Genomic DNA, 21,900 nt, shown 5'->3' on the forward strand with positions numbered 1-21,900 from the left:
TTATCACTTCTCGCGTGATATTTCGGCTCTGGGGTGATCCTACATCTGTGCGTGGGCGTCTAATCCCCCCGGCGCGGGCCCTGCGGAATCCTTCCGCCAGGGCCCGCGCCGCTCTCGTGTGCGCACAGGGGCGCTGACCAGGCACTTCCCGGCAGAGGGGCGGCGGGAGCGGGTTTCCGGCCTGTCGGAACGATCAATTCCGGTCGTGATGATCCGTGGCGCGCGGCCCAAGCGAATGGCACGGACCTTGTCGAATGGGTGGCCAGGACGTCCGGGAGGGGTGATCATGAGAAGTCCAGAGCGCACTTCCCATGAGGAGGCACGGGTGGCCGAGACTCTGAAGAAGGGCAGCCGGGTGACCGGCGCCGCGCGCGACAAGCTCGCGGCAGACCTGAAGAAGAAGTACGACTCCGGTGCGAGCATCCGGGCGCTGGCCGAGGAAACCGGTCGCTCCTACGGATTCGTCCACCGGATGCTCAGCGAGTCCGGAGTCACGCTGCGCGGACGCGGCGGAGCGACACGGGGCAAGAAGGCGGCCTCGGCCTGACATCGGGGCGGCTCGATCGGTCCACCGGGTCTTTCGGTGGCCACCCGGTCGGCCGTGTGGTCGACCGGGTGGTTACTGTGCAGTCACTTAGCATCGGATGCAGTGCTGCACCGGAACCGGAGGCGCCCCATGACTTCGCTCCACGACTCTGAGCACGAAGAGCTCGTTTTCGACAAGGACGGTGTACGGCTCACCGTCGAGGACGCCGTTGCCACGGTGACCCTGACCAACCCGGCGAAGCGCAACGCCCAGTCTCCCGCTCTGTGGCGGGCGTTGACGGAGGCCGGCCGGTCACTGCCGGGCAGCGTGCGGATCGTGGTCCTGCGCGGTGAGGGCAAGTCCTTCTCCGCGGGCCTCGACCGGCAGGCCTTCACGCCCGAGGGCTTCGACGGAGAGCCGTCCTTCCTCGACCTCGCCCGCGGTTCCGACGCGGACCTCGACGCGGTCATCGCCGAGTACCAGGAGGCGTTCACCTGGTGGCGCCGCAGCGACATCGTGTCGATCGCGGCCGTCCAGGGACACGCCATCGGCGCGGGCTTCCAGCTCGCGCTCGCCTGCGACCTGCGGGTCGTCGCCGACGACGTGCAGTTCGCCATGCGCGAGACCAGCCTGGGCCTCGTCCCGGATCTCACCGGGACCCACCCGCTCGTCTCCCTCGTGGGGTACGCGCGGGCCCTGGAGATCTGCGCCACCGGGCGGTTCGTGCACGCCGAGGAGGCCGAGCGCATCGGCCTGGCCAACCTCGCCGTGCCCGTCGCCGAACTCGACGGCGCCGTACGGGACCTGGGCGCCGCCCTGCTCGCGGCCCCGCGCTCGGCCGTCATCGAGACCAAGGCCCTGCTGCAGGGCGTCACCGGACGCTCGTACGAGGAGCAGCGGGTCGCCGAGCGGGCCGCGCAGGCCCGCCGGCTGCGCGACCTGGCAGGGCTCGGCGACTGAGCCGTCCCGCGGCCGAAGCGTGTCCTCCGCCCCGGCCGTTCCCGGCGGTCCTGCGCGTCGAGTCCGTGCGGCGCCGCGGCCGCGCCGCCGCCGGCCTGTCAGCGCAGCTCCGACACCAGCACCGTGACCGCCGTCGCCTCCGGGGCGGCGGCGGTCACGGCTGCCCGGACCCCGCGGACCACGTCCAGCGGGTGGCGGCCCTCGGTGACCGCCAGCTCCACCCGGAGCCGGCCGTCGTCCTGCCGCACCGGAGAGCCGAAGACGTCCGTCAGGGCCGCGACACCCTCGACCGCCAAGGCCGCGAGCGCGATGGGGGAATCGGGGACCGGCGGCGTCGTTCGCCCGGGCGGCGGAGCGGGGGGCGTCGAATCCGGAGCCGCGTCGAGCAGCGCCGTCACCCGTAGGTTCACCGCGTCGACCGTGAGCCCCAGCCTCTCCTCCGCCGAGCCCAGCAGGGCGCTGCGGAGCCGTTCCGCCAGTACGGGCAGGGGGCGGCCCGCCACCGCCGCGAAGTCCAGCGAGATCACCAGGCCCCCGGGCGGTAGACCGCCCGGCGGCACGGGCAAGGGCGTTCCCGTCTCCCGGGCGAGCCGGAACCGCGGGCGCCCCGGCACCACGCCCCGTACGCCCTCCGCCGCCGTCACGAGCAGTGCCCGCACCGCCTGCTCCGCGATCCACGCGCCGTCCGCCGCCTCGCCGAGCGGCAGCAGCCGGTCCGTCGTGCGCCACACCTCAACCGTCGTCATTCCTCCAGACTGCCGCATACCCGGCGCGAGATCGGGCAACTGGCCCTAATGTGGGGCAAACGAGACAAAACGGAGAGAAGGGATGGCTGGCGATGGCCGACAGCCCGCGTTCCGAACAGCAGAACCCCACCCCCGTGACCAAGCGCGGGGGCGGCGACCCGGCCTCCCGGGGCCGTACGACGATCGCCGACGGGGTCGTCGAGAAGATCGCCGGCATGGCCGCCCGCGACGTCATGGGCGTCCACGCCATGGGCAGCGGGCTCTCCCGCACCCTCGGCGCCGTCCGCGACCGGGTGCCCGGCGGTGGTACGAAGTCCGGCGTGACCCGGGGCGTCAAGGCCGAGGTCGGCGAGCTGCAGACCGCGCTCGACCTGGAGATCGTCGTCGACTACGGCGTGTCCATCTCCGAGGTCGCCGGCGCCGTCCGGGAGAACGTCATCGCCTCTGTCGAGCGCATGACGGGACTCGAGGTCGTCGAGGTCAACATCGCGGTCAGCGACGTCAAGCTGCCGGAGGAAGAGGAAGAGGAGCCGGAGTCCCGGCTTCAGTAGGCGACGGCGGTAACGGCGGAAAGGGCTCAGCATGAGCATGGCGATGGTCGGCCTGGTGGCCGGCATGGCGCTCGGCTTCGCCGGGTACTTCGGCGGCTTCGGGGCGTTCGTCCTGGTGGCGGCGCTCGGGGTGATCGGTTTCGTGGTCGGCAGGTTCCTGGACGGGGACCTGGAGCCCGGTGAATTCTTCCGGGGCCGCGAGCGCGGCGACCGGCGGCGGTGACGGCGGGTGGCGGACCTGGTGAAGGACCGGGTAGGGGCGGCCGCCCGGGGAGCGACGACGATCGCCGACCGGGTCGTCGCGAAGATCGCCGCCCAGGCGGCGCGCGAGGCGCTCGACGCGGTGCCCAAGGAGGGTTCCGCGCCGCACGCCTCCGTCGTCGTGCACCGTGACGCGGCCCGGGTCTCGGTGAGTCTGGAACTCGACTACCCGGCCGACATCGCGCGCCAGTGCGGCGCCGTGCGCGGCCGGGTACGCCGCCAGGTGGTCGAACTGGCCGGCATCGAGGTGCACGAGGTGTCCGTCCACGTGGAGCGGCTGCACTCCGCGCGCACCGCCCACGACCGGAAACGGGGGCGACTGAAATGACCACGCCGACCCTGCCGGCCCCCGAGGAGGACGCGCCGCCCTCCGGACCGACCCCGCGGCGCTTCTGGGCCGTGCGGCGGATCCCCGCCGCCGTCCTCGCCGCCGTCCTGCTCGGCGGGGCGGGGCTGCTGCTGTACGACGTGGCCGCCGTCCGCGCGGAGCACCAGGCCATGGCCTGGCGCCGCTCCCTCGCCGACGAGCTCGCCACCCGCCCCCTCGACGACACCTGGGTGCTCGCCGGCGCCGCGCTCGCTCTGCTCGTCGGGCTGTGGCTGCTCCTCCTGGCGGCCACGCCGGGCCTGCGGGCCGTGCTGCCCATGCGGCGCGAACACGCCGACGTACGGGCGGGGCTCGACCGTGAGGCCGCGGCGTTCGCGCTGCGCGACCGCGCCATGGAGGTGTCCGGCGTGCAGTCCGTGCGGGTCCGGATGGGCCGGACCAAGGTGGGCGTCCGGGCCGTCTCGCACTTCCGCGGGCTCGACGAGGTCCAGTCCGACCTGGAGACCGTCCTCGGCGCCGGCATCGACGAACTGGGGCTCGCGCACCCGCCGGCCCTGACCGTACGGGTGGCCCGGCCGCCCAGGAAGGGGTGACGCGGTGACCGTCGTGCTCCGGCGCGTCAACCGGATCGTGCTGGCCCTCGTCGGCCTGCTGCTCGTCGTGGTCGGCGGCGCCGTGCTGGCCGCCGGCTTCGACCTGCCCGTCCCCTCGTGGTGGCCCTGGTCCGGGCCGGACGACGTGCTCCTCACCCGTTCCCAGCGGCAGCACTGGCGCGCCGAGAGCTGGTGGTGGCCGGTGGTCATCGCCGTGCTCGGCCTGGTCGTGCTGCTCGCCCTGTGGTGGCTCATCGCCCAGTTCCGCCGGGCCCGGCTCCGCGAGGTGGTCGTCGACAGCGGCGACGGCGAAGGGGCCGTCGTGCGCGGCCGGGCCCTGGAGGCCGTCCTCGAGGCCGACGCCGCCGCCCAGGAGGGCGTGGCCCGGGCCCGGGTGGCGCTCACCGGCCGACGCGCCGCGCCCCGGAGCCGGGTCGCGCTGCAGCTGGAGCCGTACGCCTCGCCGGCCGACGCCCTGACCGCCCTGTCCACCCAGGCGCTGGGCAACGCCCGTACGTCCACGGGGATTCCGGCCCTGCCCACCGAGGCCCGGCTGCGCGCGGTCAAGCACCGGGCCCGGCGGGTGACCTGAGGAGACGCCCTAGAAGCCGCTGCGCGCCCCGCCGTCCACCGGCAGCATCACGCCCGTGAGGTACGAGGCGGCGGGGGAGAGCAGGAACGCGGCCGTGCGGCCGAACTCCTCCGGGGTGCCGTAGCGGCGCAGCGGGATCTGGGCCTCGTTCGCCGCGCGCGTCGCGTCCGCGTCCCCGGACAGCCCGTCGAGATAGCGCACCCGGTCGGTGTCGATGCGGCTCGGGAGCAGGCCGACGACCCGGATGCCGCGCGGGCCCAGGTCGTTGGAGAGGGACTTGGCGAAGCCGGCCAGTCCGGGGCGCAGACCGTTGGAGATGGCCAGGCCCGGGATCGGCTCGTGCACCGAGCCGGACAGCACGAGGCCGATGACCCCGCCCTCGGTCAGCGTGTCGGCCGCCGCGCGGGCCAGCCGTACGGCGCCCAGGAAGACGGTGTCGAAGGCGGCAGCCCACTGCTCGTCGGTGTTGTCGGCGCCGAAGCCCGGCGCCGGGCCGCCCACGCTGATCAGGATGCCGTCGAAGCCGCCGAACCGGGACCGCGCCTCCGCGATCAGCCGGGCCGGGGTCTCCGGGTCGGCGTTGTCGGCGGCGACGCCCGCCGCGTTCGGGCCGAGCTCGGCCGCCGCCTCGGCGACGGTCTTCTCCTCGCGCCCGGTGAGCAGCACCTTCGCGCCCTCGGCCAGCAGCGCCTCCGCCGAGGCCCGGCCGAGCCCTCGGGTCGCGCCGGTCACCACGTACACACGGTCCTTCAGCCCAAGATCCATGGCCCGATTCTAGGTTGCCGCCTCCGGGCCCGCCGTGGACACCCGTACGGTGTGCGGCACCGGGCGTATGGCGGAGCCGTTCCTTCCGGACGGGTGACCCAACTCGGCCGCGTCCGCGCCGGATTCCCGTGGGCCCCGGCTCACGTGTCCTCGGCGGCCAGTTCGATCGCCGTGCCCACCAGGCCGATGTGGCTGAAGGCCTGCGGGAAGTTCCCGAGCTGCCGCCCGGTCGCCGGGTCGTACTCCTCGGCCAGCAGCCCCACGTCGCTGCACAGTCCGACGAGCCGCTCGAACAGCTCGCGGGCCTCCTTCACCCGGCCGGTCATCCGCAGCGCGTCCGCCAGCCAGAAGGAGCACACCAGGAAGGTGCCCTCCTCTCCCGGCAGGCCGTCGACCGAGGCGCCCTCGGTCGAGTAGCGGCGTACGAGCCCGTGCTGCGTCAGCTCCGCCCGTACCGCGTCCACCGTGCCCGTCACCCGCGGATCGTCCGGCGGCAGGAAGCCGACCCGCGGGATCAGCAGGGTCGCCGCGTCCAGCTCGACCGAACCGTAGGACTGCGTGAAGGTGTTCCGCACCGGGTCGTAGCCCTTCGCGCACACCTCCGCGTGGATCTCGTCCCGCAGCGTCCGCCAGCGCGCCGCGTCCCCGGGCAGCGAGGGATCGTCCTCCAGGGTGCGCACCGCCCGGTCGGCCGCCACCCACGCCATCACCTTGGAGTGCACGAAGTGCCGGCGCGGCCCGCGCACCTCCCACAGCCCCTCGTCGGGCTCCCGCCAGGTCGACTCCAGGAAGCCGAGCAGACTCAACTGCAGGTTCCAGGCGTGCCGCTGCGCCGGGATCCCGGCCTTGCGCGCCCGGTACAGCGAGTCCATCACCTCGCCGTACACGTCCAGCTGGAACTGCTCCACGGCCGCGTTCCCGGTCCGTACCGGCGCCGAGTCCGCGTAGCCGCGCAGCCAGGGGAGCGCCGTCTCGGGCAGCCGGCGCTCCCCGGCGGGCCCGTACATGATCTGCAGGTCGGCCGGGTCGCCGGCCACCGCGCGCAGCAGCCAGTCGCGCCAGGCCGCCGCCTCCTCGACGTACCCGGCGGACAGCAGGGCGTTGAGCGTGAGGGAGGAGTCGCGCAGCCAGCAGGCCCGGTAGTCCCAGTTGCGCACGCCGCCGAGCTCCTCCGGCAGGGAGGTGGTGGGCGCGGCGACGATGCCGCCGGTCGGGGCGTAGGTGAGCGCCTTGAGCGTGATCAGGGAGCGCACCACCGCGTCCCGGCAGGGCCCCTCGTAGGTGCAGCGGGCGGCCCACTCCCGCCAGTCGGCGAGCGACTGCTCCAGTGCCTCGTAGGGGTCGACGAGCACGGGGCGCCGCTCGTGGGAGGGGTGCCAGGTGAGGACGAAGGCCACCTTCTCGCCGGCGCCGACGGTGAACGCCGAGCAGGTCGCGAACTGCTGACCCCAGGTCTTCACCGGCGGTTCGCTGCGCAGCCACGCCGAGTCGGGCCCGGCGACGGCGACCCGGTGGCCGTCGGAGCGGCGCACCCACGGCACGATCGAGCCGTAGTCGAAGCGCAGCCGCAGCACCGAGCTCATGTCCACGCGCCCGCTGACGCCCTCCACGATCCGTACGACGTCGGGCGCCTTGTCGCGCTGCGGCATGAAGTCGACGACCTTGACCGTGCCGGTCCGCGTCTCCCACACGGTCTCCAGGACCAGACTGTCCTCGGCGTAGCGCCGGCTCGTACAGGTCGTGGCGCCCTGGGGGGCGATCCGCCAGTGGCCGTTGTTCTCGTCGCCGAGGAGCGCGGCGAAGCAGGCGGCCGAGTCGAAGCGGGGCAGACACAGCCAGTCGATCGACCCGTCGCGGCCGACGAGCGCGGCGGTCTGGAGATCCCCGATGAGGGCGTAGTCGTCGATACGTTGCGTCACGCTTTGGGCTGTTCCCGCAAGCGGCGACGGTCAATCAGCCCGGCGGGTGACCGAGGTGCGCTCGGACGGTCGGGCAGGCGGTCGCCCCGGCCCGCCCGGGAGTGCTCGGGCGGTCGCCGCGGCGGGCCCCGGCGGGCTCAGGCGGTCGGCCCGGCGGGCTCGGCCGGGCTCAGGCGGTCGCCCCGGCGGGCTCGGGGGCCCCCTCCGACGCGTCCGCCCCGGCGGCCGCCGCCTCCCGGTCGCGCTTCTCGCGCCGCGCGAGGACGAACCAGCCGACCGGGACGCCGGCCGAGAAGAGCCACCACTGCACGGCGTACGCCATGTGCGAGCCGATCGAGTCGTGGTCGGGATCGGGGATCAGCTCGGGAGTGCCGCCGGCCGGGTCGGGTGCGGTCTGCTCCAGGTAGCCGCCGAGGACGGCACGGCCGATGAGCTCGCTCTGCTGGGCGCTGTCGATCAGCATGACCTGACGGTCGGGCAGTCCCTTGAGGTCCTTGATGCCGCTGGCGCCGGTGGTCTCGTCGGCCATGAGCCGGCCGGTGACGGTCACCTCGCCCCGGGGGGCCGGCGGCACCGCCGGATAGGCGCGCTGGTCGCCGGCCGCCTCGATCCAGCCGCGGTTGACCAGGACGACCTTGCCGTCCTTCAGGACCAGCGGGGTCAGCACGTGCACGCCGACCCGCTCGTCGGACGAGACGCGCCGGCGGACGACGACCTCGTGCGCGGTGTCGAAGGTGCCGGTGGCGGTCACATGACGCCAGTAGTCGGCACGGGGGACGGTGTGCCCGGGGGAGGTGAGCTCCTCGACCGGGACGGGCTTCGCCTCGAGGTTGTCCGCGATCAGGGTGTTCTGGGCGACCCGGCGCTCGTGCCGGTGGAACTGCCAGAAGCCCAGCTCGATCATCACGGGGATGAGGACGAGGGCCACGAGGGTGAGGATCACCCACTGCCGGGACAACAGGAAGCGGTACACCCCACGACCGTACATCCGAGGCGGTGGGGTGACCGCACGGGGGTTCCGGTCACCGGGGCCGGCGACCAGAGGATCGTTTCGTCACACCTTGTCGACGATGCCCACCTTCCCCTCCGCGCGGGCGCAGTGGCCCCCGCAGTACCAGCTGCCCTCGACCTCGACGCCCTGCCCGATGATCTGGACCCGGCAGTGCTCGCAGATGGGTGCCATGCGGTGGATGGCGCAGGCGAAGCAGTCGAAGACGTGCACCGCGCCCTGCGCGTGCACCTCGAAGGACATGCCGTAATCGTTTCCGCAGACCTCACAACGTGCCATGCGCCACAGGGTGGGGCCCCGCGCGGGCGAAGGCCGGGCGGCGCGCCCGGCCGTCACCCGTCTGCCGTCGTCAGTCCTCGGCGGGGGCCACGTCCCGCAGCAGCTGCGTGTAGGCGGCCTCGTCGACGACCGGAGTGCCGAAGGCCTTCGCCTTCACGGTCTTGGAGGTGGCGGAGTCCGGATCGTTGGTGACCAGCAGGCTGGTGAGCCGCGACACACTCGTCGCCACGTGGAGCCCCGCCTCGACCGTACGGTCCTCCAGGAGCTCGCGGTCGACGGAGGTGTCACCCGAAAACGCCACCCTCATGCCCTGTTTGAGCGGTTTGTCCGCCTCGTAGCGCCCGGGGTTCGGGTACGGGCACGGGGGCCGCTTCCGCGCGGGCCGCCAGCTGTTCGCCCGGTACGAGGCCTGGTAGCCGATCCGCGGCTGCGCCGGCGCCGAGGCCCACTCGGTCAGCGGCCGGCACTCCAGCAGCGGCAGCCGCACATTGCGCTCGGCGGCCGCGTGCAGGCTCGGCCGGAACGCCTCCGCGAGCACCCGGGCGTCGTCGAGCGCGTTGTGCGCCCGCTGCTGCACCACGCCGAAGTGCGCGGCGAGCGACTCCAGCTTGTGGTTGGGCAGCGGCAGCGACAGCTCCTTGGACAGCGCGATCGTGCACAGCCGCTGCCGGACGGGCGCTGCGCTCTCGGCCCGCGCGTACTCGCGGGCGATCATCTGCCAGTCGAACATCGCGTTGTGTGCCACGAGCACCCGGCCGTCGAGCCGGGCGGAGAACTCCTCGGCGATCTCCGGGAACAGCGGCGCCCCTTCGAGCACGTCGCTCGTCAGTCCGTGGATCCACACCGGCCCGGGATCCCGCTCGGGATTGACCAGCGTGTACCAGTGGTCCTCGACGTTCCCCTGGGCGTCCAGCCGGTAGACGGCAGCCGACACTATCCGGTCGTCGCGGGCGAGTCCGGTGGTCTCCACGTCGACGACCGCGTACCCCTGTGGGTAGGCGGCCGGCCACGTCGCTGCTGTCGTACGGTCGTCGAGCATGGTCACTGAGAATACGGGCCCCCACCGACAGCCGGACCCCCGGTGCCCGATCAGCGACCGGAACCGGTCATCCCGTCCGACGCCCCGAGGGTCGCCGGGCGGCGAGCAGCCCGGTCACCAGAGCCCGTACGGAGGTGGCGAAGAGCGCCTCGGTGTCGATCGGCGCCGCGAGCGCGCGCGCCAGGGCCGGATCCGCGTCGGCGGTTCCGGCGGCGGCCTCCGCCGCCCAGAGGTCGGTCTCGGCCGGGGACTGGGCGGGGGCGCGGTCGCGGTTGCGTTCGACGAGGACGTGGCCGACGACCTGGAACTGGACGGCGCGCACCAGTTCGGCCGCGCGGGGCCCGCGCAGGCCGGCCTCGTGGGCCTCGTGGACGAGGGCGCGCTGGGCGGGCAGGAACATGCGTTCCGTCAGGCCGCGTTCGTGGACCAGGGCGACGAGATGCGGACGCTCGCGCAGGGCGCGGCGCAGCAGGACGGCCACCGAGACGATCCGGGCGGCCGGGTCGGTGCCGCGCGGGCGGAGGGTGCCGAGGTCGGCGACGGTGCGTTCGACGAGGGCGTCGAGGAGCGACTCGCGGTTGCCCACGTGCCAGTAGATCGAGGTCACCGCGGTGCCGAGTTCGGCGGCGAGGCGGCGCATGGTGAGGGCCGCGGGGCCGTGCTCCTTGACCAGGGCGGCGGCCGTGTCCAGGACCTCGTCACGGGTCAGCGCGGTGCGTGCCATCGGATCGATCCCCCAACTCGCTTGTGTGTCACGCCTCTTTACCCCTCCGGCCGGTGCGTGTAACTGTGTTACAGGCCGATACGTTCCCGGAAGGCGGTACGTCATGGCACGAGTACGGTACGGGGCGCGCACCGAGGCGGAGATCGCCGCGACCCGAGAGAAGAGCGCCGCGATCCCCGACATCTGGTCCACCGGAGTGGTGGCCGTCTGGGAGACCGATCCCGACGTCGTGGCGGCGGTCCTGCCGCCCCCGCTCAAGCCGACCGGGCGCCCGCTCGTCCGGGTCAACATCAGCAAGGTCGACCTGCCCGGCTATCCGCTCGGCGCGGGATCCGTCGCCGTCGCCGCCGCCCACGGCGACCAGGAGGGCTGGTATCCGCTGGTCATGCCGATGACCCACGAGCGCGCCCTGACCGGCGGGCGCGAGGTCTTCGGCGAGCCGAAGAAGCTGGGCGAGGTCCGCGTCGAGCGGGAGGGGCTCGTGGTGTCCGCGTCCCTCGCCCGGCACGGCATCGCCTTCGTCGAGGTACGGGGCGCCGTCTCGGGCGCGCTGCCGCTGCCCGAACCCGCCGAGAAGACCGACTTCTACTTCAAGTTCCTCCCGGCGGTGGACGGTTCGGGCTTCGACGGCGACCCCGTCCTGGTCCACTGCGTGCGCAACGAGAAGGTGCGCAGGCTGGAGAGGATCACCGGCGACGTCGTGCTGCGCGAGTCGATGTACGACCCGGTCGCCGACCTGCCGGTCCGCCGGCTCGTCGAGATCACCATCGGCGAGAAGACCACCGACCAGAAGGGGCGGGTCGTCGAACAGGTCAGCGCCCAGGACCTCCTGCCCTATCTGCACCAGCGGTACGACGACCCCCGACAGGCGCTCGACGCGCCGCCGGAAGGGAGCCGTGCCTGATGGAGCTGCGTGAGGGACAGGTCGCCGTCGTCACCGGCGCGGCCGGTGGCATCGGCCTCGCGATGGCCCGCCGCTTCGCCGCCGAGGGCCTCGCGGTCGTCATGGGAGACGTCGAGGAGGGCGCGCTCGCCCAGGCCGCCGAGGAGCTGATGGAGGGCGGGGCGCAGATCCTCGCCCGGATCGTCGACGTGAGCGAGCCCGACTCCGTCCGCGCCTTCGCCGACGCCGCGTACGAGACCTTCGGCGCCGTCCACGTGCTGTGCAACAACGCCGGGGTCGGCTCCGGCGCCGAGGGCCGCATGTGGGAGCACGAGCCCAACGACTGGAAGTGGGCCTTCGCGGTGAACGTGTGGGGCGTCTTCCACGGCATCCAGGCCTTCGTGCCCCGGATGATCGCGGGCGGCGAGCCCGGCCACGTCGTCAACACCTCCTCCGGCGACGGCGGCATCGCCCCGCTGCCCACGGCCTCCGTCTACGCCGTCACCAAGTCCGCCGTCGTCACCATGACCGAGTCGCTGTACGCGCACCTGAGGGCGGAACGGGCCCGGGTCGGCGCCTCCGTGCTGTTCCCCGGCCCGCACATGCTGCGCACCGGCCTGTGGGAGTCGCACCGCAACCGGCCCGAGCGGTACGCCAAACAGCGCCCCCGCAAGACCCCGTACCGCAGCCTCGACCAGTGGGAGGCCGCGATGAAGGAGGCCGGGCACGAGGTCGCCTTCACCCCGGTCGAGGAGGTCGCCGAGCACGTCGTCGACGGGATCAGGGCCGACCGGTTCTGGATGCTCCCGCCGAGCGAGCACAGCGACCGGCAGATCAGAGCGCGTTCGCGGTCGATGCTCGAGCGCGCGAACCCGTCGTACCTGGAGAGCTTCATCCTCGACTGAGAAGGGCTTGGCCATGAGCCACGAGGACCCGTATCTGATCATCTCCTCCGACTGCCATGCCGGCCTCCCCACCGAGGAGTACCGGCCCTATCTCGCGTCCCGCTTCCACCGCGCCTTCGACGAGTTCCTCGCCGGGCGCGAGGCCCGCCGCGAGGCCATGACCCGGCTCGGGGTGCGCAACGAGGACTTCGCGAACAAGTGGTTCAGCGACAACGAGGAAGGGCTGCGCGGCGGTTGGGACGCCGCCCAGCGGATCAAGGAGCTCGACGGCGACGGGGTGGCCGCCGAGGTCGTCTTCCCCGACGCGGACGCCGTCGACAGCCAGACCGCCGCGCCCTTCGGCGTCGGCCTCGGACTCTCCGGCGACCAGGACCCCGAGCTCGGCATGGCGGGCGCGCAGGCCCACAACCGCTGGCTCGCCGAGTTCGTCGGCCGGCACCCCGAACGCCACTGCGGGGTGGCCCTGTTGCCCGTCACCGCCGAGCCGGCCGCGGTCGTCGCCGAGATCCACCGTGCCAAGGAGTCCGGGCTCGGCGCGCTGATGATCCCCTCCATGTGGGTGGACAAGGAGCCGTACCACGACCCGCGGTACGACCCGGTGTGGGCGGCCGCCGCCGAGACCGGGATGCCGGTGGTCACCCACTCGGGCGCCGCGCCGCGCCACGAGTACGGCGACCACCTCGGGATCTACGTCTCCGAGGTCACCTGGTGGCCGGCCAGGCCGCTGTGGTTCCTGCTCTGGTCCGGGGTCTTCGAGCGCCACCCGGGGCTGCGCTTCGGCGTCGCCGAGTCCGGCTGCTGGTGGCTGCCGAACCTGCTGTGGTTCATGGACCGGCTCTATCTCGGCGCGCACGGCGGGAAGAAGCTGTCGCCGTTCGCCGAGCTGAAGCGCCCGCCGAGCGAGTACCTGGACCGGCAGGTGTTCGTCTGCGCCACCAACACCAAGCGGCGGGAGCTCGCCCAGCGCTACGAGATCGGCGTCGACAACATCCTGTGGGGCTCGGACTTCCCGCACCCGGAGGGCACCTGGCCCAGCACGCGCGCGTGGCTGCGGAACACCTTCCACGACATCCCGGTGGCGGAGACCCGGCGGATGCTGGGCCTGGCGGCCGCCGAGGTCTTCGGATTCGACGTCGGGAAACTGGATCCGATCGCCCGGCGGATCGGCCCCACGCCCGCCGAACTCGGGCAGCCCGCCGACCAGGCGGCCGTCGAGGCCTCCTGGGCCCGCTCCCGCGAGGTCGGCCGTCACTGGCTCACCGAGCACGACTTCCCGGTCCTGGGGGTGACCCCGTGACCGACCGCTACACCGTGATCTCCGCCGACTGCCATGCCGGCGCCGACCTGCTCGACTACAAGCCGTACCTGGAGAAGAGGCACCACGACGACTTCGACGCGTGGGCGGCCGCCTACGTCAACCCGTACGAGGACCTGCTCGCCGACACGGCCGACCGCAACTGGAACTCGCAGCGCCGGCTGAGCGAGCTGGAGGCGGACGGCATCGTGGCCGAGGTCGTCTTCCCCAACACCATCCCGCCGTTCTTCCCCAAGGCCTCGCTGATGGCCCAGCCGCCGAGTCGGGCCGAGTACGAGCAGCGCTGGGCCGGGCTCCAGGCGCACAACCGCTGGCTCGCCGACTTCTGCGCGGAGGCGCCGGGCCGCCGGGCGGGCGTGGCGCAGATCCTGCTCAACGACGTGGACGCGGCGGTCGCGGAGATCCGCCGTGCCCGCGAGGCCGGGCTCACCGGAGGCATCCTGCTGCCCGGTGTCCCGCCCGGCTCGCCGGTCCCCGAGCTGTACTCGGAGGCGTACGACCCGATCTGGGCGGTCTGCGCCGAACTCGACGTGCCGGTCAACCACCACGGCGGCTCGGCCTCGCCGCCGCTCGGCGACGAACCGGCGGCCCGGGCGGTGTTCATGGTGGAGACCACCTGGTTCTCGCACCGGGCGCTGTGGCACCTGGTCTTCGGCGGCGCCTTCCGGCGCCACCCGGGGCTCAAGCTGGTCCTGACCGAGCAGGGCTCGGGCTGGATCCCGGGCGTGCTCGACATGCTGGACTACTACCACGGGCGCCTGGTGTCGGCCGCGACGAAGGCCGCCACCGCGGAGTCCAAGTTCGGCGCCGGGCTCGCCGAGTCCATGGGGAAGGGGCCGCGCGAGGTCTGGCGGGACAACTGCTTCGTCGGCGCGAGCTTCATGCGCCCGCACGAGGTGCCGCTGCGCGAGCGGATCGGCCTCGACAAGATCATGTGGGGCAGCGACTACCCCCATGACGAGGGCACGACCCCGTACTCCCGCGAAGGCCTCCGCATCGCCTACGCGGGCCTGCCGCGGGAGGAGGTCGCCGCCATGGCCGGCGGCAACGCCGCCCGGGTGTACGGCTTCGACCTCGGCTACCTCGACACCCTGGCCGCGGTGCACGGCCCGACCGTGGAGGAGATCGCCGAACCCCTGAAGGAGGTGCCGGCGGGCGCCACGAGTCCCGCGTTCGCGCCGGGCGGGTCGGTCCGCGTGTGGTGACGTGCCGGGTGCGACCCTCCTGGGGTGACTGAAGCCCCCGCACACGACGAGGCCCACGGTGCCGGCCTCGGCTCCCGGCTCAACTGGCTCCGGGCCGCCGTGCTCGGAGCCAACGACGGAGTCGTCTCCACCGCGGGCCTCGTCGTCGGCGTCGCCGGCGCCACCGAGTCCCGGTCCGCCCTGCTCACCGCGGGTCTCGCCGGCCTGCTCGCCGGTTCGATGTCCATGGCGGCGGGGGAGTACGTCTCCGTGTCCACCCAGCGCGACTCCGAGCGGGCCGCCCTCGCCCTGGAACGCCGCGAGCTGCGCGAGCAGCCCGAGGCCGAACTCGCCGAGCTCACCGAGATCCTCGCCGGCCGCGGGCTGTCCCCGGACGTCGCCCGCGAGGCCGCCGTCCAGCTCACCGAACGCGACGCCCTGCGCGCCCACGCGCGCGTGGAGCTGGGCATCGACCCGGACGACCTGACCAACCCCTGGCACGCGGCCGGCGCCAGCTTCCTCGCCTTCACCGCCGGCGCCCTGCTCCCGCTCCTGGCGATCACCCTGCCCCCGGCCTCGTACCGCCTCTGGATCACGGTCCTGTCGGTCCTCGCCGCGCTCTCCCTGACCGGCTGGTCGTCGGCCCGCCTCGGCGCCGCCCCACCCGCCCGCGCGGTCCTCCGCAACGTCGTCGGCGGCGCGCTCGCCATGGCGGTGACCTACGGGGCGGGCTCGCTGCTGGGGGCGGCCGGGGTCTAGGGAGGGGAGGCGGCGCCTGTCGGAAGGTGCCACACCTCACGTTCTCCGGGCGGCGCCGCGGCTCCGCCCCCCTGCTCACCGCGATGGCGTACCGGTCGAGCGCCGTGGGCGCGGTCGCCGGGACCGGCGGCGCCCTCTTCCCGCTGTCCGACACCCTCATCGCCACCGGCGTCGCCGACCGGCCCCCGGCTGCCGGTGCCCGACTTCTGGGTCATGCTGACCTACGTCGCGGCGCAGTACCTGCTGACCGAGGGAGCCCTGCGCTCGATGTACGGTGAACGTCGTACAACCGCCTGAGCGCAGCTCAGCACAGCACAGCGAGGTCCCATGCGCGCCACCACCATCCACGCCCCCTTCGACATGCGCGTGGAGGACGTGCCCGACCCCGTCATCCAGGACGCCACGGACGTCGTCGTCCGCGTGCTCCGCGCCTGCATCTGCGGCAGCGACCTGTGGGCCTACCGCGGCGAGTCCGCCCGGCAGCCCGGCCAGCGCATCGGCCACGAGTTCCTCGGCATCGTGGAGCAGACGGGCGCCGACGTCCGCGGCTTCCGCGCGGGCGACCTCGTCGTCGCGCCCTTCGTCTGGTCCGACGGCAGCTGCGACTACTGCGCCGAAGGCCTTCAGACCTCCTGCCCCAACGGCGGCTTCTGGGGTTCCGTCGGCTCCGACGGCGGCCAGGGCGAGGCCGTCCGCGTCCCGTACGGCGACGGCACCCTCGTCAAGCTGCCCGCCGAGGCGGCCGGCGACGACCGCCTGCTCACCGCCCTGCTCGCGCTCTCCGACGTCATGGGCACCGGCCACCACGCCGCCCTCGGCGCGGGCGTGACCAAGGGCTCCACCGTCGCCGTCGTCGGTGACGGCGCCGTCGGCCTGTGCGGCGTCCTCGCCGCCAAGCGGCTCGGCGCCGAGCGGATCATCGCGCTCGGCCGGCACACCGCCCGCACCGACATCGCCCGCGCCTTCGGTGCCACCGACGTGGTCGCCGAGCGCGGCGAGGCCGCCGAGGCCGCCGTGCGCGAGCTCACCGGCGGCCAGGGCGCCCACGCCGTCATCGAGGCCGTCGGCACCGAACAGTCCATGCGCACCGCCGTGAACATCACCCGCGACGGCGGCTCCGTCGGCTACGTCGGCGTCCCGCACGGCAGCGGCACCGGCCTCGACCTGTCCGTCATGTTCGACCGGAACATCGCCCTGCGCGGCGGCGTCGCCCCGGTCCGCGCATACATCCCGGAGCTGCTCCCGGACGTCCTCGACGGCACGATCGACCCGTCCCCGGTCTTCGACCTGACCGTCGGCCTGGACGGCGTCCCCGGCGGCTACCGGGCGATGGACGAGCGCACCGCCCTGAAGGTGCTCGTCAAGCCGTGAGCCACGCGGGGTCGTCGGCCCCCGCGACGCCCGGCGGGCGCGACCAGTCCGCCGGGCCGCCCTCGTAGGACACGGGGGAGAGCGCGTACCGCAGCCGGCCCAGCGGGCCGTCCGCCTCCGCGAGGTGGTGCTCCGGCCGGTAGCGGGGGAGGGTGTGCGTCAGCCAGTGCCCGGTCTGCGCGAGCGCCAGCCGGACGAGGCGGGTACCGCCGTCCCGGTCCTGCTCGGTGAGCGACCGCAGGACCGCCGCCGCCAGGAGATAGCCGGTGCCGTGGTCCAGGGCCTGCGCCGGCAGCGCGCCCGGCTCCGCCGCCGACCCCTCCACGGCCGCGATGCCCGTCGCCACCTGCACCAGGCTGTCGAAGCCGCGCCGCTCTCCCCACGGCCCGTAGTCGCCCCAGGCCGACAGCCGGGCGATCACCAGACCGGGCCGGCCCAGGTCGAAGCGGTCCAGCGCGCCGGGCCGGTAGCCCGTCACCAACACGTCCGCCGCGCCGAGGAGTTCCTCGAAGGTGCGCCGGTCCGAGGGGCGCTCCAGGTCCAGCGCCGCCGTCCGCTTCCCGATGTCCGTGTCGGCGTGCTGGTCCGGCAGCTCGGGACTGCCGGGCGGGTCGATCCGCAGCACGTCCGCGCCGAGCAGCGCGAGCGTCCGGGTGGCGACCGGCCCCGCGATCACCCGGGTCAGGTCCAGGACCCGCAGCGGCCGGCCGGCCCGCCGCCCGGGCGCCGCGTCGTCGAGCCGCTCCCGGGTCAGCAGCGGGCGCGCCGCCACCTCCCGGCCCTGCTCGTGCGCCGCCCACTCCTCGGGCGTGCGCAGGGCGACCGCCAGGCCCCCGGCCGCGTACACCGCCGTCTCGACCTCGACCGCCTTGCGTTCGGCGATCGCCGCCGTCACGGCCTCCACCGAGTCGGCGACGCCGAGGGCGGCGAGCAACGCGGCCTTGTGGTGGGGGTAGTTGGCGTGCGTACGGACCCAGCCGTCGGCGGCCCGCCAGAAGCGCGACAGAGGTGCGAAGTTCACCGGCGCCCGGCCGTCCACCCGCAGGTGCCGCTCGCTCACGAAGGCGGTCGCCACCGCCCCGTCGTCCACCCGGACCGGCCCCGCGACTCCCGCCCGCTCCACCGCGGCGAGACCCGCCACGGCGACCGTGGCCCGCGCCAGGTCCATCACCGGCAGCCGTGCGGACAGCAGCCCCGAGACCCCGCCGTACGCGATCCGGTCGAGCAGGGCGGGATCGCCGCCCAGGGCCGACCACAACAACTCCGTACCGCTTCGCACTGTGGTGTTCATGGGAGAACTATGAACCGCCTGTGGCACTCAGTGCCACAGGCGGTCGGTCGGCTGCCGCAGCGGTTACTTGCGGACCGCGGCGAGCGCGTCCACGATGCCCGCGCCGTAGAAGCCGTTCTTCTTGTCGGCGCCTTCCTCGCAGACCCCGTCGACCACGCCGTCCCCGTTGATGTCGTACGGGTCGGTGCACGCGTGCTCGTCGGCCTGCGCGTACAGCAGCGCCTTGAGGGCCGCCGGGCTGGCGTTCGGGTGGGTCGACTTGAGCAGCGCGAGGACGCCCGCCACGTGCGGCGAGGCCATCGACGTGCCGGCCTTGTAGTTGTAGCCGCCGTTGACCGTGGTCGACAGGATGCGGCCGTTGACCGCCGGCGCGTCCGGGGTCTGGTACTCGGTGCGGTCGCCGCCGGGCGCCGCCACGTCGATGACGTCGTAACCGTAGTTGGAGTACGACGCCTTCAGGCCCTTGGCGCCGGTCGCGGAGACCGTCACCACGCCCGGCAGCATGCCCGGGTAGTCGAAGCACTGCTTCGGGTCGATGACCCGGTTGCCCGGCGTGGTGTCGTTCGGGCTGCTGGTGTCCAGGATCGAGTCGGCCGCGAGGTCGAACTTCGAGTTGCCGGCCGCCGCCACGTTGACCGTGCCCCTGCGCTCCGCGTAGCGGGTGGCGCGGGAGACCGCCTCGATGAGGGCCTTCTGGTCCTCGTCGTTCTTGCAGGCGAACATCCACGGGTCGGTGTAGTAGCTGTTGTTGGTCACGTCGACGCCGTGCTCGGCCGCCCACACGAAGCCGCAGACCACGGCCTCGGTGTAGAAGAAGCCGTCCGGGGTCGAGACCTTGATGCCGGCGAGCTTCACGCCCGGCGCGACACCGGTGACGCCGATGCCGTTCTTGGCGGCGCCGATGGTGCCGGCCACGTGCGTGCCGTGGTCGCTCTCGCCCGCCTTGGGACGCCACGAGCCGGGGGTCGTGTCGGCCTTGCCGGTCACGCAGTTCGCGGACGCGGCGGCGTCGAAGTTCGGCGCCAGGTCCGGGTGGGTGTCGTCCACGCCGGTGTCGATGATGCCGACGGTGACGCGCTTGCTGCCCAGGGTCTTCTGGTGGGCCTTGTCGGCCTTGATCGCCGGGAGGTCCCACTGCAGGGGCTCCAGCGGGTCCTGCTCGTCCGAGGCGGCGGCCGCGGCGGCCTTGATCTCGGCCGGGGTCAGCGCCTGGGCGCTCTCGCCGACGGAGTCGTCGGACTGCGCGGTCAGCGGGGCCGTACGGGTCGCGCCGGCCGAGACCACACCGCGCGCCTGCCGGATCGCCTTCGCGAAGTCCGGGTTCTGCGAGTGGACGACGATGACGCCTATCTGGTCGTAGGACACGACCACCTCGCCGCCGGCGGCGGCTATCGCCTTCTTCACCGACGCGGCCGACCAGGGGGCGTTGTCGACGTTGACGACGTACGACAGCTTCGGGCCGTCGGTGGCCACGGTCGCCGTCGGTGCGTCGCTCAGTTCCGCGGCGGAGGCGGCGCCGGAGGGAAGGAAGCCGAGCGAGGCCGTGAGCGCGAGACCGGCCGGCAGAGCGAGTACTCGGCCGCGCCTCGATCCCAGATGAGCCATGGGTTCTCCACATCATCCGTATGTACTGTCCGCGCGCCGATTGCGCGTGGACAGGTGCATGACGGGTGAAGCTATCGCCGATCTTCCCCGGTCAGCAATGAGTTGAGAAGACTTCATGAAGATCCGGGCAAAGAAAACCACCCGCGTGAACCACTTCGCCGCGGGCTCCGTGCCGTTGTGCAGGGGAGGAGCTCCGTTTCCGGGCTCCGCTTCCCGCATCCCTGGTGAGGCCCCCCTTGTCCATGCCGTCCGCCCCCGCGTCACGAGGAGAGTCCGTGGCTACCGAAGCACCGCCGCCGCCGAGAGACGGAGCGGAGACCGAGACCGGTCCCGTCCAGCCCACGACGGAGCAGTTCATCGAGGTCCAGGAAAGCGAGGAATTCGGCGAACTGCGCCGAACATACCGTTCGTTCGCCTTTCCGCTGACGATCGCCTTCATCGCCTGGTACCTGCTGTACGTGCTGCTCTCCAACTACGCGGGCGACTTCATGGGGACCAAGCTGATCGGCAACGTCAACGTGGCGCTCGTCCTCGGCCTCGGCCAGTTCGCCACCACGTTCCTCATCGCCTGGCTCTACTCGCGGCACGCCGCCGCGAAGCTCGACCCGAGGTCCGAGGCGATCAAGCACCGCATGGAGGCCGACGCATGAGCAACCCGGCACCCCTCGCGCACACCGTGCTCGCCGCCTCCTCCACCGAGCACCGGCCCCTGATCATCACCCTGTTCGCGGTGTTCGTCGCCGCGACCCTCGGCATCACCGTGTGGGCCGGCCGGCAGACCAGGAGCGCCTCCGACTTCTACGCGGGCGGACGGCAGTTCACCGCGTTCCAGAACGGCCTCGCGGTCTCCGGCGACTACATGTCCGCCGCCTCCTTCCTGGGCATCGCCGGCGCCATCGCCCTCTTCGGCTACGACGGCTTCCTGTACTCGATCGGCTTCCTCGTCGCCTGGCTGGTCGCACTGCTGCTCGTCGCCGAGCCGCTGCGCAACTCCGGCCGCTACACGATGGGCGACGTCCTCGCGTACCGGATGAGGCAGCGTCCCGTCCGCACCGCCGCCGGCACCTCCACCATCGTCGTGTCGATCTTCTACCTGCTGGCCCAGATGGCCGGCGCCGGCGTGCTCGTCTCGCTGCTGCTCGGGATCACCAGCGACGCCGGCAAGATCCTCATCGTGGCCCTGGTCGGCGTGCTGATGATCGTGTACGTGACCATCGGCGGCATGAAGGGCACCACCTGGGTGCAGATGGTCAAGGCGGTGCTGCTCATCGCGGGCGCGCTGCTGATGACCTTCCTGGTGCTGCTGAAGTTCGACTTCAACATCTCCGACCTGCTCGGCACCGCGGCCGAGAGGAGCACCAAGGGAGCGGCCTTCCTGGAGCCCGGCCTAAAGTACGGCGCCAGCGGCACCTCCAAGCTGGACTTCCTCTCGCTCGGCCTCGCGCTGGTGCTCGGCACGGCCGGTCTGCCGCACATCCTGATCCGCTTCTACACGGTGCCGACCGCCAAGGCCGCCCGGAAGTCGGTGAACTGGGCGATCGGCATCATCGGCGCCTTCTACCTGATGACGATCGCGCTCGGCTTCGGCGCCGCCGCCCTGGTCGGCCCGGCCGCCATCAAGGCCCAGAACCCGGCGGGCAACACGGCCGCCCCGCAGCTCGCCGAGTACCTCGGCGGCGGTGTCGGCACCACCGGCGGCGCCATCCTGCTCGCCGTCATCTCCGCCGTCGCCTTCGCCACCATCCTCGCCGTCGTCGCGGGCCTGACCCTCGCCTCCTCGTCCTCCTTCGCCCACGACATCTACGCCAATGTCATCCGCAAGGGGAAGGCCACGGAGAAGGAGGAGATGCGGGCCGCCCGCTGGGCCACCGTGCTCATCGGCGCCGTCGCGATCGTGCTCGGCGCCTTCGCCCGCGACATGAACGTGGCCGGACTCGTCGCGCTCGCCTTCGCGGTCGCCGCCTCGGCGAACCTGCCGACGATCCTCTACAGCCTCTTCTGGAAGCGCTTCACCACCACCGGCGCGCTCTGGTCGATCTACGGCGGCCTGGTCAGCTCCGTCTTCCTGGTGCTGTTCTCGCCCGTCGTCTCCGGCAACCCGAAGACGTCGATGTTCAAGGGCGTCGACTTCCACTGGTTCCCGCTGGAGAACCCCGGCCTGATCTCCATCCCGCTCGGCTTCCTGCTCGGCTGGCTCGGCACCGTCCTCTCGAAGGAGGAGCCGGACGCCGGCAAGTACGCGGAACTGGAGGTCAAGTCCCTCACCGGCGTCGGAGCGCACTGAGTCGTATACGT

24 protein-coding genes and 1 pseudogene are annotated in these 21,900 nt (G+C 72.9%); 16 read left to right on the forward strand and 9 right to left on the reverse strand.

The window, feature by feature from the left end; all coding sequences use genetic code 11:
* The first annotated feature begins 325 nt into the window (after window positions 1-325).
* Window positions 326-547, forward strand: a complete 222-nt coding sequence (locus ACIGXE_RS05680) for a helix-turn-helix domain-containing protein (RefSeq protein WP_006123601.1) — start codon at window positions 326-328, stop codon at window positions 545-547.
* 129 nt (window positions 548-676) lie between these two features.
* Complete coding sequence (locus ACIGXE_RS05685) at window positions 677-1,486, forward strand: enoyl-CoA hydratase/isomerase family protein (RefSeq protein WP_399743481.1); 810 nt, start codon at window positions 677-679, stop codon at window positions 1,484-1,486.
* 98 nt (window positions 1,487-1,584) lie between these two features.
* Here the strand turns inward: ACIGXE_RS05685 and ACIGXE_RS05690 are convergent, their stop codons facing one another.
* Window positions 1,585-2,232: a hypothetical protein gene (locus ACIGXE_RS05690; RefSeq protein ID WP_399743484.1), complete on the reverse strand. Its 648-nt coding sequence runs from the start codon at window positions 2,230-2,232 to the stop codon at window positions 1,585-1,587.
* A gap of 92 nt (window positions 2,233-2,324) precedes the next feature.
* Here ACIGXE_RS05690 and ACIGXE_RS05695 point away from each other — a divergent pair, with 92 nt between their 5' ends.
* From ACIGXE_RS05695 to amaP, 5 genes are read left to right on the forward strand one after another with little or no spacing between them, the layout of a single operon-like run.
* Entirely contained in the window at window positions 2,325-2,783 is a 459-nt protein-coding gene (locus ACIGXE_RS05695) for an Asp23/Gls24 family envelope stress response protein (RefSeq protein ID WP_399743487.1), read from the forward strand.
* A 31-nt stretch (window positions 2,784-2,814) separates the two neighbouring features.
* Window positions 2,815-3,006: a hypothetical protein gene (locus ACIGXE_RS05700; RefSeq protein ID WP_399743490.1), complete on the forward strand. Its 192-nt coding sequence runs from the start codon at window positions 2,815-2,817 to the stop codon at window positions 3,004-3,006.
* Between the two features lie 15 nt (window positions 3,007-3,021).
* Window positions 3,022-3,372, forward strand: a complete 351-nt coding sequence (locus tag ACIGXE_RS05705) for a hypothetical protein (RefSeq protein WP_399743805.1) — start codon at window positions 3,022-3,024, stop codon at window positions 3,370-3,372.
* Window positions 3,369-3,965 (forward strand): DUF6286 domain-containing protein, encoded by a 597-nt coding sequence (locus ACIGXE_RS05710; protein WP_399743493.1) that lies wholly within the window; start codon window positions 3,369-3,371, stop codon window positions 3,963-3,965. The genes ACIGXE_RS05705 and ACIGXE_RS05710 overlap by 4 nt, the downstream gene beginning before the upstream one ends.
* A 4-nt stretch (window positions 3,966-3,969) precedes the next feature.
* The gene (gene amaP / locus ACIGXE_RS05715; protein ID WP_399743495.1) at window positions 3,970-4,557 is read left to right on the forward strand and encodes an alkaline shock response membrane anchor protein AmaP; all 588 of its coding nucleotides are present in this window, start codon (window positions 3,970-3,972) and stop codon (window positions 4,555-4,557) included.
* Window positions 4,558-4,566: 9 nt separating this feature from the next.
* On the opposite strand, the gene ACIGXE_RS05720 is transcribed toward amaP, so the two are convergent.
* The 6 genes from ACIGXE_RS05720 to ACIGXE_RS05745 all read right to left on the reverse strand — a co-directional run bounded on the left by ACIGXE_RS05720 (window position 4,567) and on the right by ACIGXE_RS05745 (window position 10,292).
* Window positions 4,567-5,322 carry an SDR family oxidoreductase gene (locus ACIGXE_RS05720; protein WP_399743498.1) on the reverse strand — a complete coding sequence of 252 codons (756 nt, stop codon included), beginning with the start codon at window positions 5,320-5,322 and terminating at the stop codon, window positions 4,567-4,569.
* 140 nt (window positions 5,323-5,462) lie between these two features.
* Window positions 5,463-7,241 (reverse strand): glycoside hydrolase family 15 protein, encoded by a 1,779-nt coding sequence (locus tag ACIGXE_RS05725; RefSeq protein WP_399743501.1) that lies wholly within the window; start codon window positions 7,239-7,241, stop codon window positions 5,463-5,465.
* Window positions 7,242-7,410: 169 nt separating this feature from the next.
* The gene (locus ACIGXE_RS05730) at window positions 7,411-8,214 is read right to left on the reverse strand and encodes an SURF1 family protein (RefSeq protein WP_399743504.1); all 804 of its coding nucleotides are present in this window, start codon (window positions 8,212-8,214) and stop codon (window positions 7,411-7,413) included.
* 81 nt (window positions 8,215-8,295) lie between these two features.
* On the reverse strand, window positions 8,296-8,529 hold the full coding sequence (locus tag ACIGXE_RS05735) for a hypothetical protein (protein ID WP_078489738.1): 234 nt from the start codon (window positions 8,527-8,529) through the stop codon (window positions 8,296-8,298).
* Between the two features lie 70 nt (window positions 8,530-8,599).
* Window positions 8,600-9,574 (reverse strand): DEDDh family exonuclease, encoded by a 975-nt coding sequence (locus tag ACIGXE_RS05740; RefSeq protein ID WP_399743508.1) that lies wholly within the window; start codon window positions 9,572-9,574, stop codon window positions 8,600-8,602.
* A gap of 61 nt (window positions 9,575-9,635) precedes the next feature.
* Window positions 9,636-10,292, reverse strand: coding sequence for a TetR/AcrR family transcriptional regulator (locus ACIGXE_RS05745; protein WP_399743510.1), 657 nt, complete (start codon window positions 10,290-10,292; stop codon window positions 9,636-9,638).
* A 103-nt stretch (window positions 10,293-10,395) separates the two neighbouring features.
* Here ACIGXE_RS05745 and ACIGXE_RS05750 point away from each other — a divergent pair, with 103 nt between their 5' ends.
* The 7 genes and pseudogenes from ACIGXE_RS05750 (at window position 10,396) to ACIGXE_RS05780 (ending at window position 16,709) form a co-directional block, all read left to right on the forward strand.
* Window positions 10,396-11,196 (forward strand): acetoacetate decarboxylase family protein, encoded by an 801-nt coding sequence (locus ACIGXE_RS05750; RefSeq protein WP_399743513.1) that lies wholly within the window; start codon window positions 10,396-10,398, stop codon window positions 11,194-11,196.
* A complete protein-coding gene (locus ACIGXE_RS05755) occupies window positions 11,196-12,080 on the forward strand; it encodes an SDR family NAD(P)-dependent oxidoreductase (RefSeq protein ID WP_399743516.1) in 885 nt (294 codons plus the stop codon). Before ACIGXE_RS05750 ends, ACIGXE_RS05755 begins: the two co-directional genes overlap by 1 nt.
* A 13-nt stretch (window positions 12,081-12,093) precedes the next feature.
* Window positions 12,094-13,377: an amidohydrolase family protein gene (locus ACIGXE_RS05760; RefSeq protein ID WP_399743519.1), complete on the forward strand. Its 1,284-nt coding sequence runs from the start codon at window positions 12,094-12,096 to the stop codon at window positions 13,375-13,377.
* Window positions 13,374-14,600 (forward strand): amidohydrolase family protein, encoded by a 1,227-nt coding sequence (locus ACIGXE_RS05765; RefSeq protein ID WP_399743522.1) that lies wholly within the window; start codon window positions 13,374-13,376, stop codon window positions 14,598-14,600. Before ACIGXE_RS05760 ends, ACIGXE_RS05765 begins: the two co-directional genes overlap by 4 nt.
* Window positions 14,601-14,624: 24 nt before the next feature.
* Window positions 14,625-15,338, forward strand: coding sequence for a VIT family protein (locus ACIGXE_RS05770; protein WP_399743525.1), 714 nt, complete (start codon window positions 14,625-14,627; stop codon window positions 15,336-15,338).
* A 59-nt stretch (window positions 15,339-15,397) separates the two neighbouring features.
* Window positions 15,398-15,635 (forward strand): annotated as a pseudogene (locus ACIGXE_RS05775) (lysoplasmalogenase family protein); the annotation flags it as partial.
* 30 nt (window positions 15,636-15,665) lie between these two features.
* Complete coding sequence (locus ACIGXE_RS05780; protein WP_399743528.1) at window positions 15,666-16,709, forward strand: zinc-dependent alcohol dehydrogenase family protein; 1,044 nt, start codon at window positions 15,666-15,668, stop codon at window positions 16,707-16,709.
* Here ACIGXE_RS05780 and ACIGXE_RS05785 read toward each other — a convergent pair.
* Both ACIGXE_RS05785 and ACIGXE_RS05790 read right to left on the reverse strand, forming a co-directional pair.
* The gene (locus tag ACIGXE_RS05785; protein WP_399743531.1) at window positions 16,699-18,000 is read right to left on the reverse strand and encodes a CoA transferase; all 1,302 of its coding nucleotides are present in this window, start codon (window positions 17,998-18,000) and stop codon (window positions 16,699-16,701) included. The two genes, ACIGXE_RS05780 and ACIGXE_RS05785, sit on opposite strands and share 11 nt — an antisense overlap.
* A 63-nt stretch (window positions 18,001-18,063) precedes the next feature.
* Window positions 18,064-19,605, reverse strand: coding sequence for a S8 family peptidase (locus ACIGXE_RS05790; RefSeq protein WP_399743534.1), 1,542 nt, complete (start codon window positions 19,603-19,605; stop codon window positions 18,064-18,066).
* Between the two features lie 275 nt (window positions 19,606-19,880).
* Between ACIGXE_RS05790 and ACIGXE_RS05795 the strand changes: the two genes are divergently transcribed.
* Together ACIGXE_RS05795 and ACIGXE_RS05800 are read left to right on the forward strand one after the other, a co-directional pair.
* Complete coding sequence (locus ACIGXE_RS05795) at window positions 19,881-20,255, forward strand: DUF485 domain-containing protein (protein WP_399743537.1); 375 nt, start codon at window positions 19,881-19,883, stop codon at window positions 20,253-20,255.
* Window positions 20,252-21,889, forward strand: coding sequence for a cation acetate symporter (locus ACIGXE_RS05800; RefSeq protein ID WP_399743540.1), 1,638 nt, complete (start codon window positions 20,252-20,254; stop codon window positions 21,887-21,889). The genes ACIGXE_RS05795 and ACIGXE_RS05800 overlap by 4 nt, the downstream gene beginning before the upstream one ends.
* The last annotated feature ends 11 nt before the right edge of the window (window positions 21,890-21,900 follow it).

It is taken from the genome of Streptomyces sp. NPDC053431, from assembly GCF_044544925.1.
Lineage (GTDB): Bacteria > Actinomycetota > Actinomycetes > Streptomycetales > Streptomycetaceae > Streptomyces.

Excerpts from the sequence above, each read along its gene's own strand:
- ACIGXE_RS05800 (WP_399743540.1), top strand. The coding sequence starts at position 20,252 with ATGAGCAACCCGGCACCCCTCGCGCACACCGTGCTCGCCGCCTCCTCC.
- ACIGXE_RS05720 (WP_399743498.1), bottom strand. The coding sequence starts at position 5,322 with ATGGATCTTGGGCTGAAGGACCGTGTGTACGTGGTGACCGGCGCGACC.
- ACIGXE_RS05745 (WP_399743510.1), bottom strand. The coding sequence starts at position 10,292 with ATGGCACGCACCGCGCTGACCCGTGACGAGGTCCTGGACACGGCCGCC.
- ACIGXE_RS05760 (WP_399743519.1), top strand. The coding sequence starts at position 12,094 with ATGAGCCACGAGGACCCGTATCTGATCATCTCCTCCGACTGCCATGCC.
- ACIGXE_RS05755 (WP_399743516.1), top strand. The coding sequence starts at position 11,196 with ATGGAGCTGCGTGAGGGACAGGTCGCCGTCGTCACCGGCGCGGCCGGT.
- ACIGXE_RS05780 (WP_399743528.1), top strand. The coding sequence starts at position 15,666 with ATGCGCGCCACCACCATCCACGCCCCCTTCGACATGCGCGTGGAGGAC.
- ACIGXE_RS05695 (WP_399743487.1), top strand. The coding sequence starts at position 2,325 with ATGGCCGACAGCCCGCGTTCCGAACAGCAGAACCCCACCCCCGTGACC.
- ACIGXE_RS05710 (WP_399743493.1), top strand. The coding sequence starts at position 3,369 with ATGACCACGCCGACCCTGCCGGCCCCCGAGGAGGACGCGCCGCCCTCC.
- ACIGXE_RS05685 (WP_399743481.1), top strand. The coding sequence starts at position 677 with ATGACTTCGCTCCACGACTCTGAGCACGAAGAGCTCGTTTTCGACAAG.
- ACIGXE_RS05700 (WP_399743490.1), top strand. The coding sequence starts at position 2,815 with ATGAGCATGGCGATGGTCGGCCTGGTGGCCGGCATGGCGCTCGGCTTC.
- ACIGXE_RS05690 (WP_399743484.1), bottom strand. The coding sequence starts at position 2,232 with ATGACGACGGTTGAGGTGTGGCGCACGACGGACCGGCTGCTGCCGCTC.
- ACIGXE_RS05790 (WP_399743534.1), bottom strand. The coding sequence starts at position 19,605 with ATGGCTCATCTGGGATCGAGGCGCGGCCGAGTACTCGCTCTGCCGGCC.
- ACIGXE_RS05750 (WP_399743513.1), top strand. The coding sequence starts at position 10,396 with ATGGCACGAGTACGGTACGGGGCGCGCACCGAGGCGGAGATCGCCGCG.
- ACIGXE_RS05785 (WP_399743531.1), bottom strand. The coding sequence starts at position 18,000 with ATGAACACCACAGTGCGAAGCGGTACGGAGTTGTTGTGGTCGGCCCTG.
- ACIGXE_RS05735 (WP_078489738.1), bottom strand. The coding sequence starts at position 8,529 with ATGGCACGTTGTGAGGTCTGCGGAAACGATTACGGCATGTCCTTCGAG.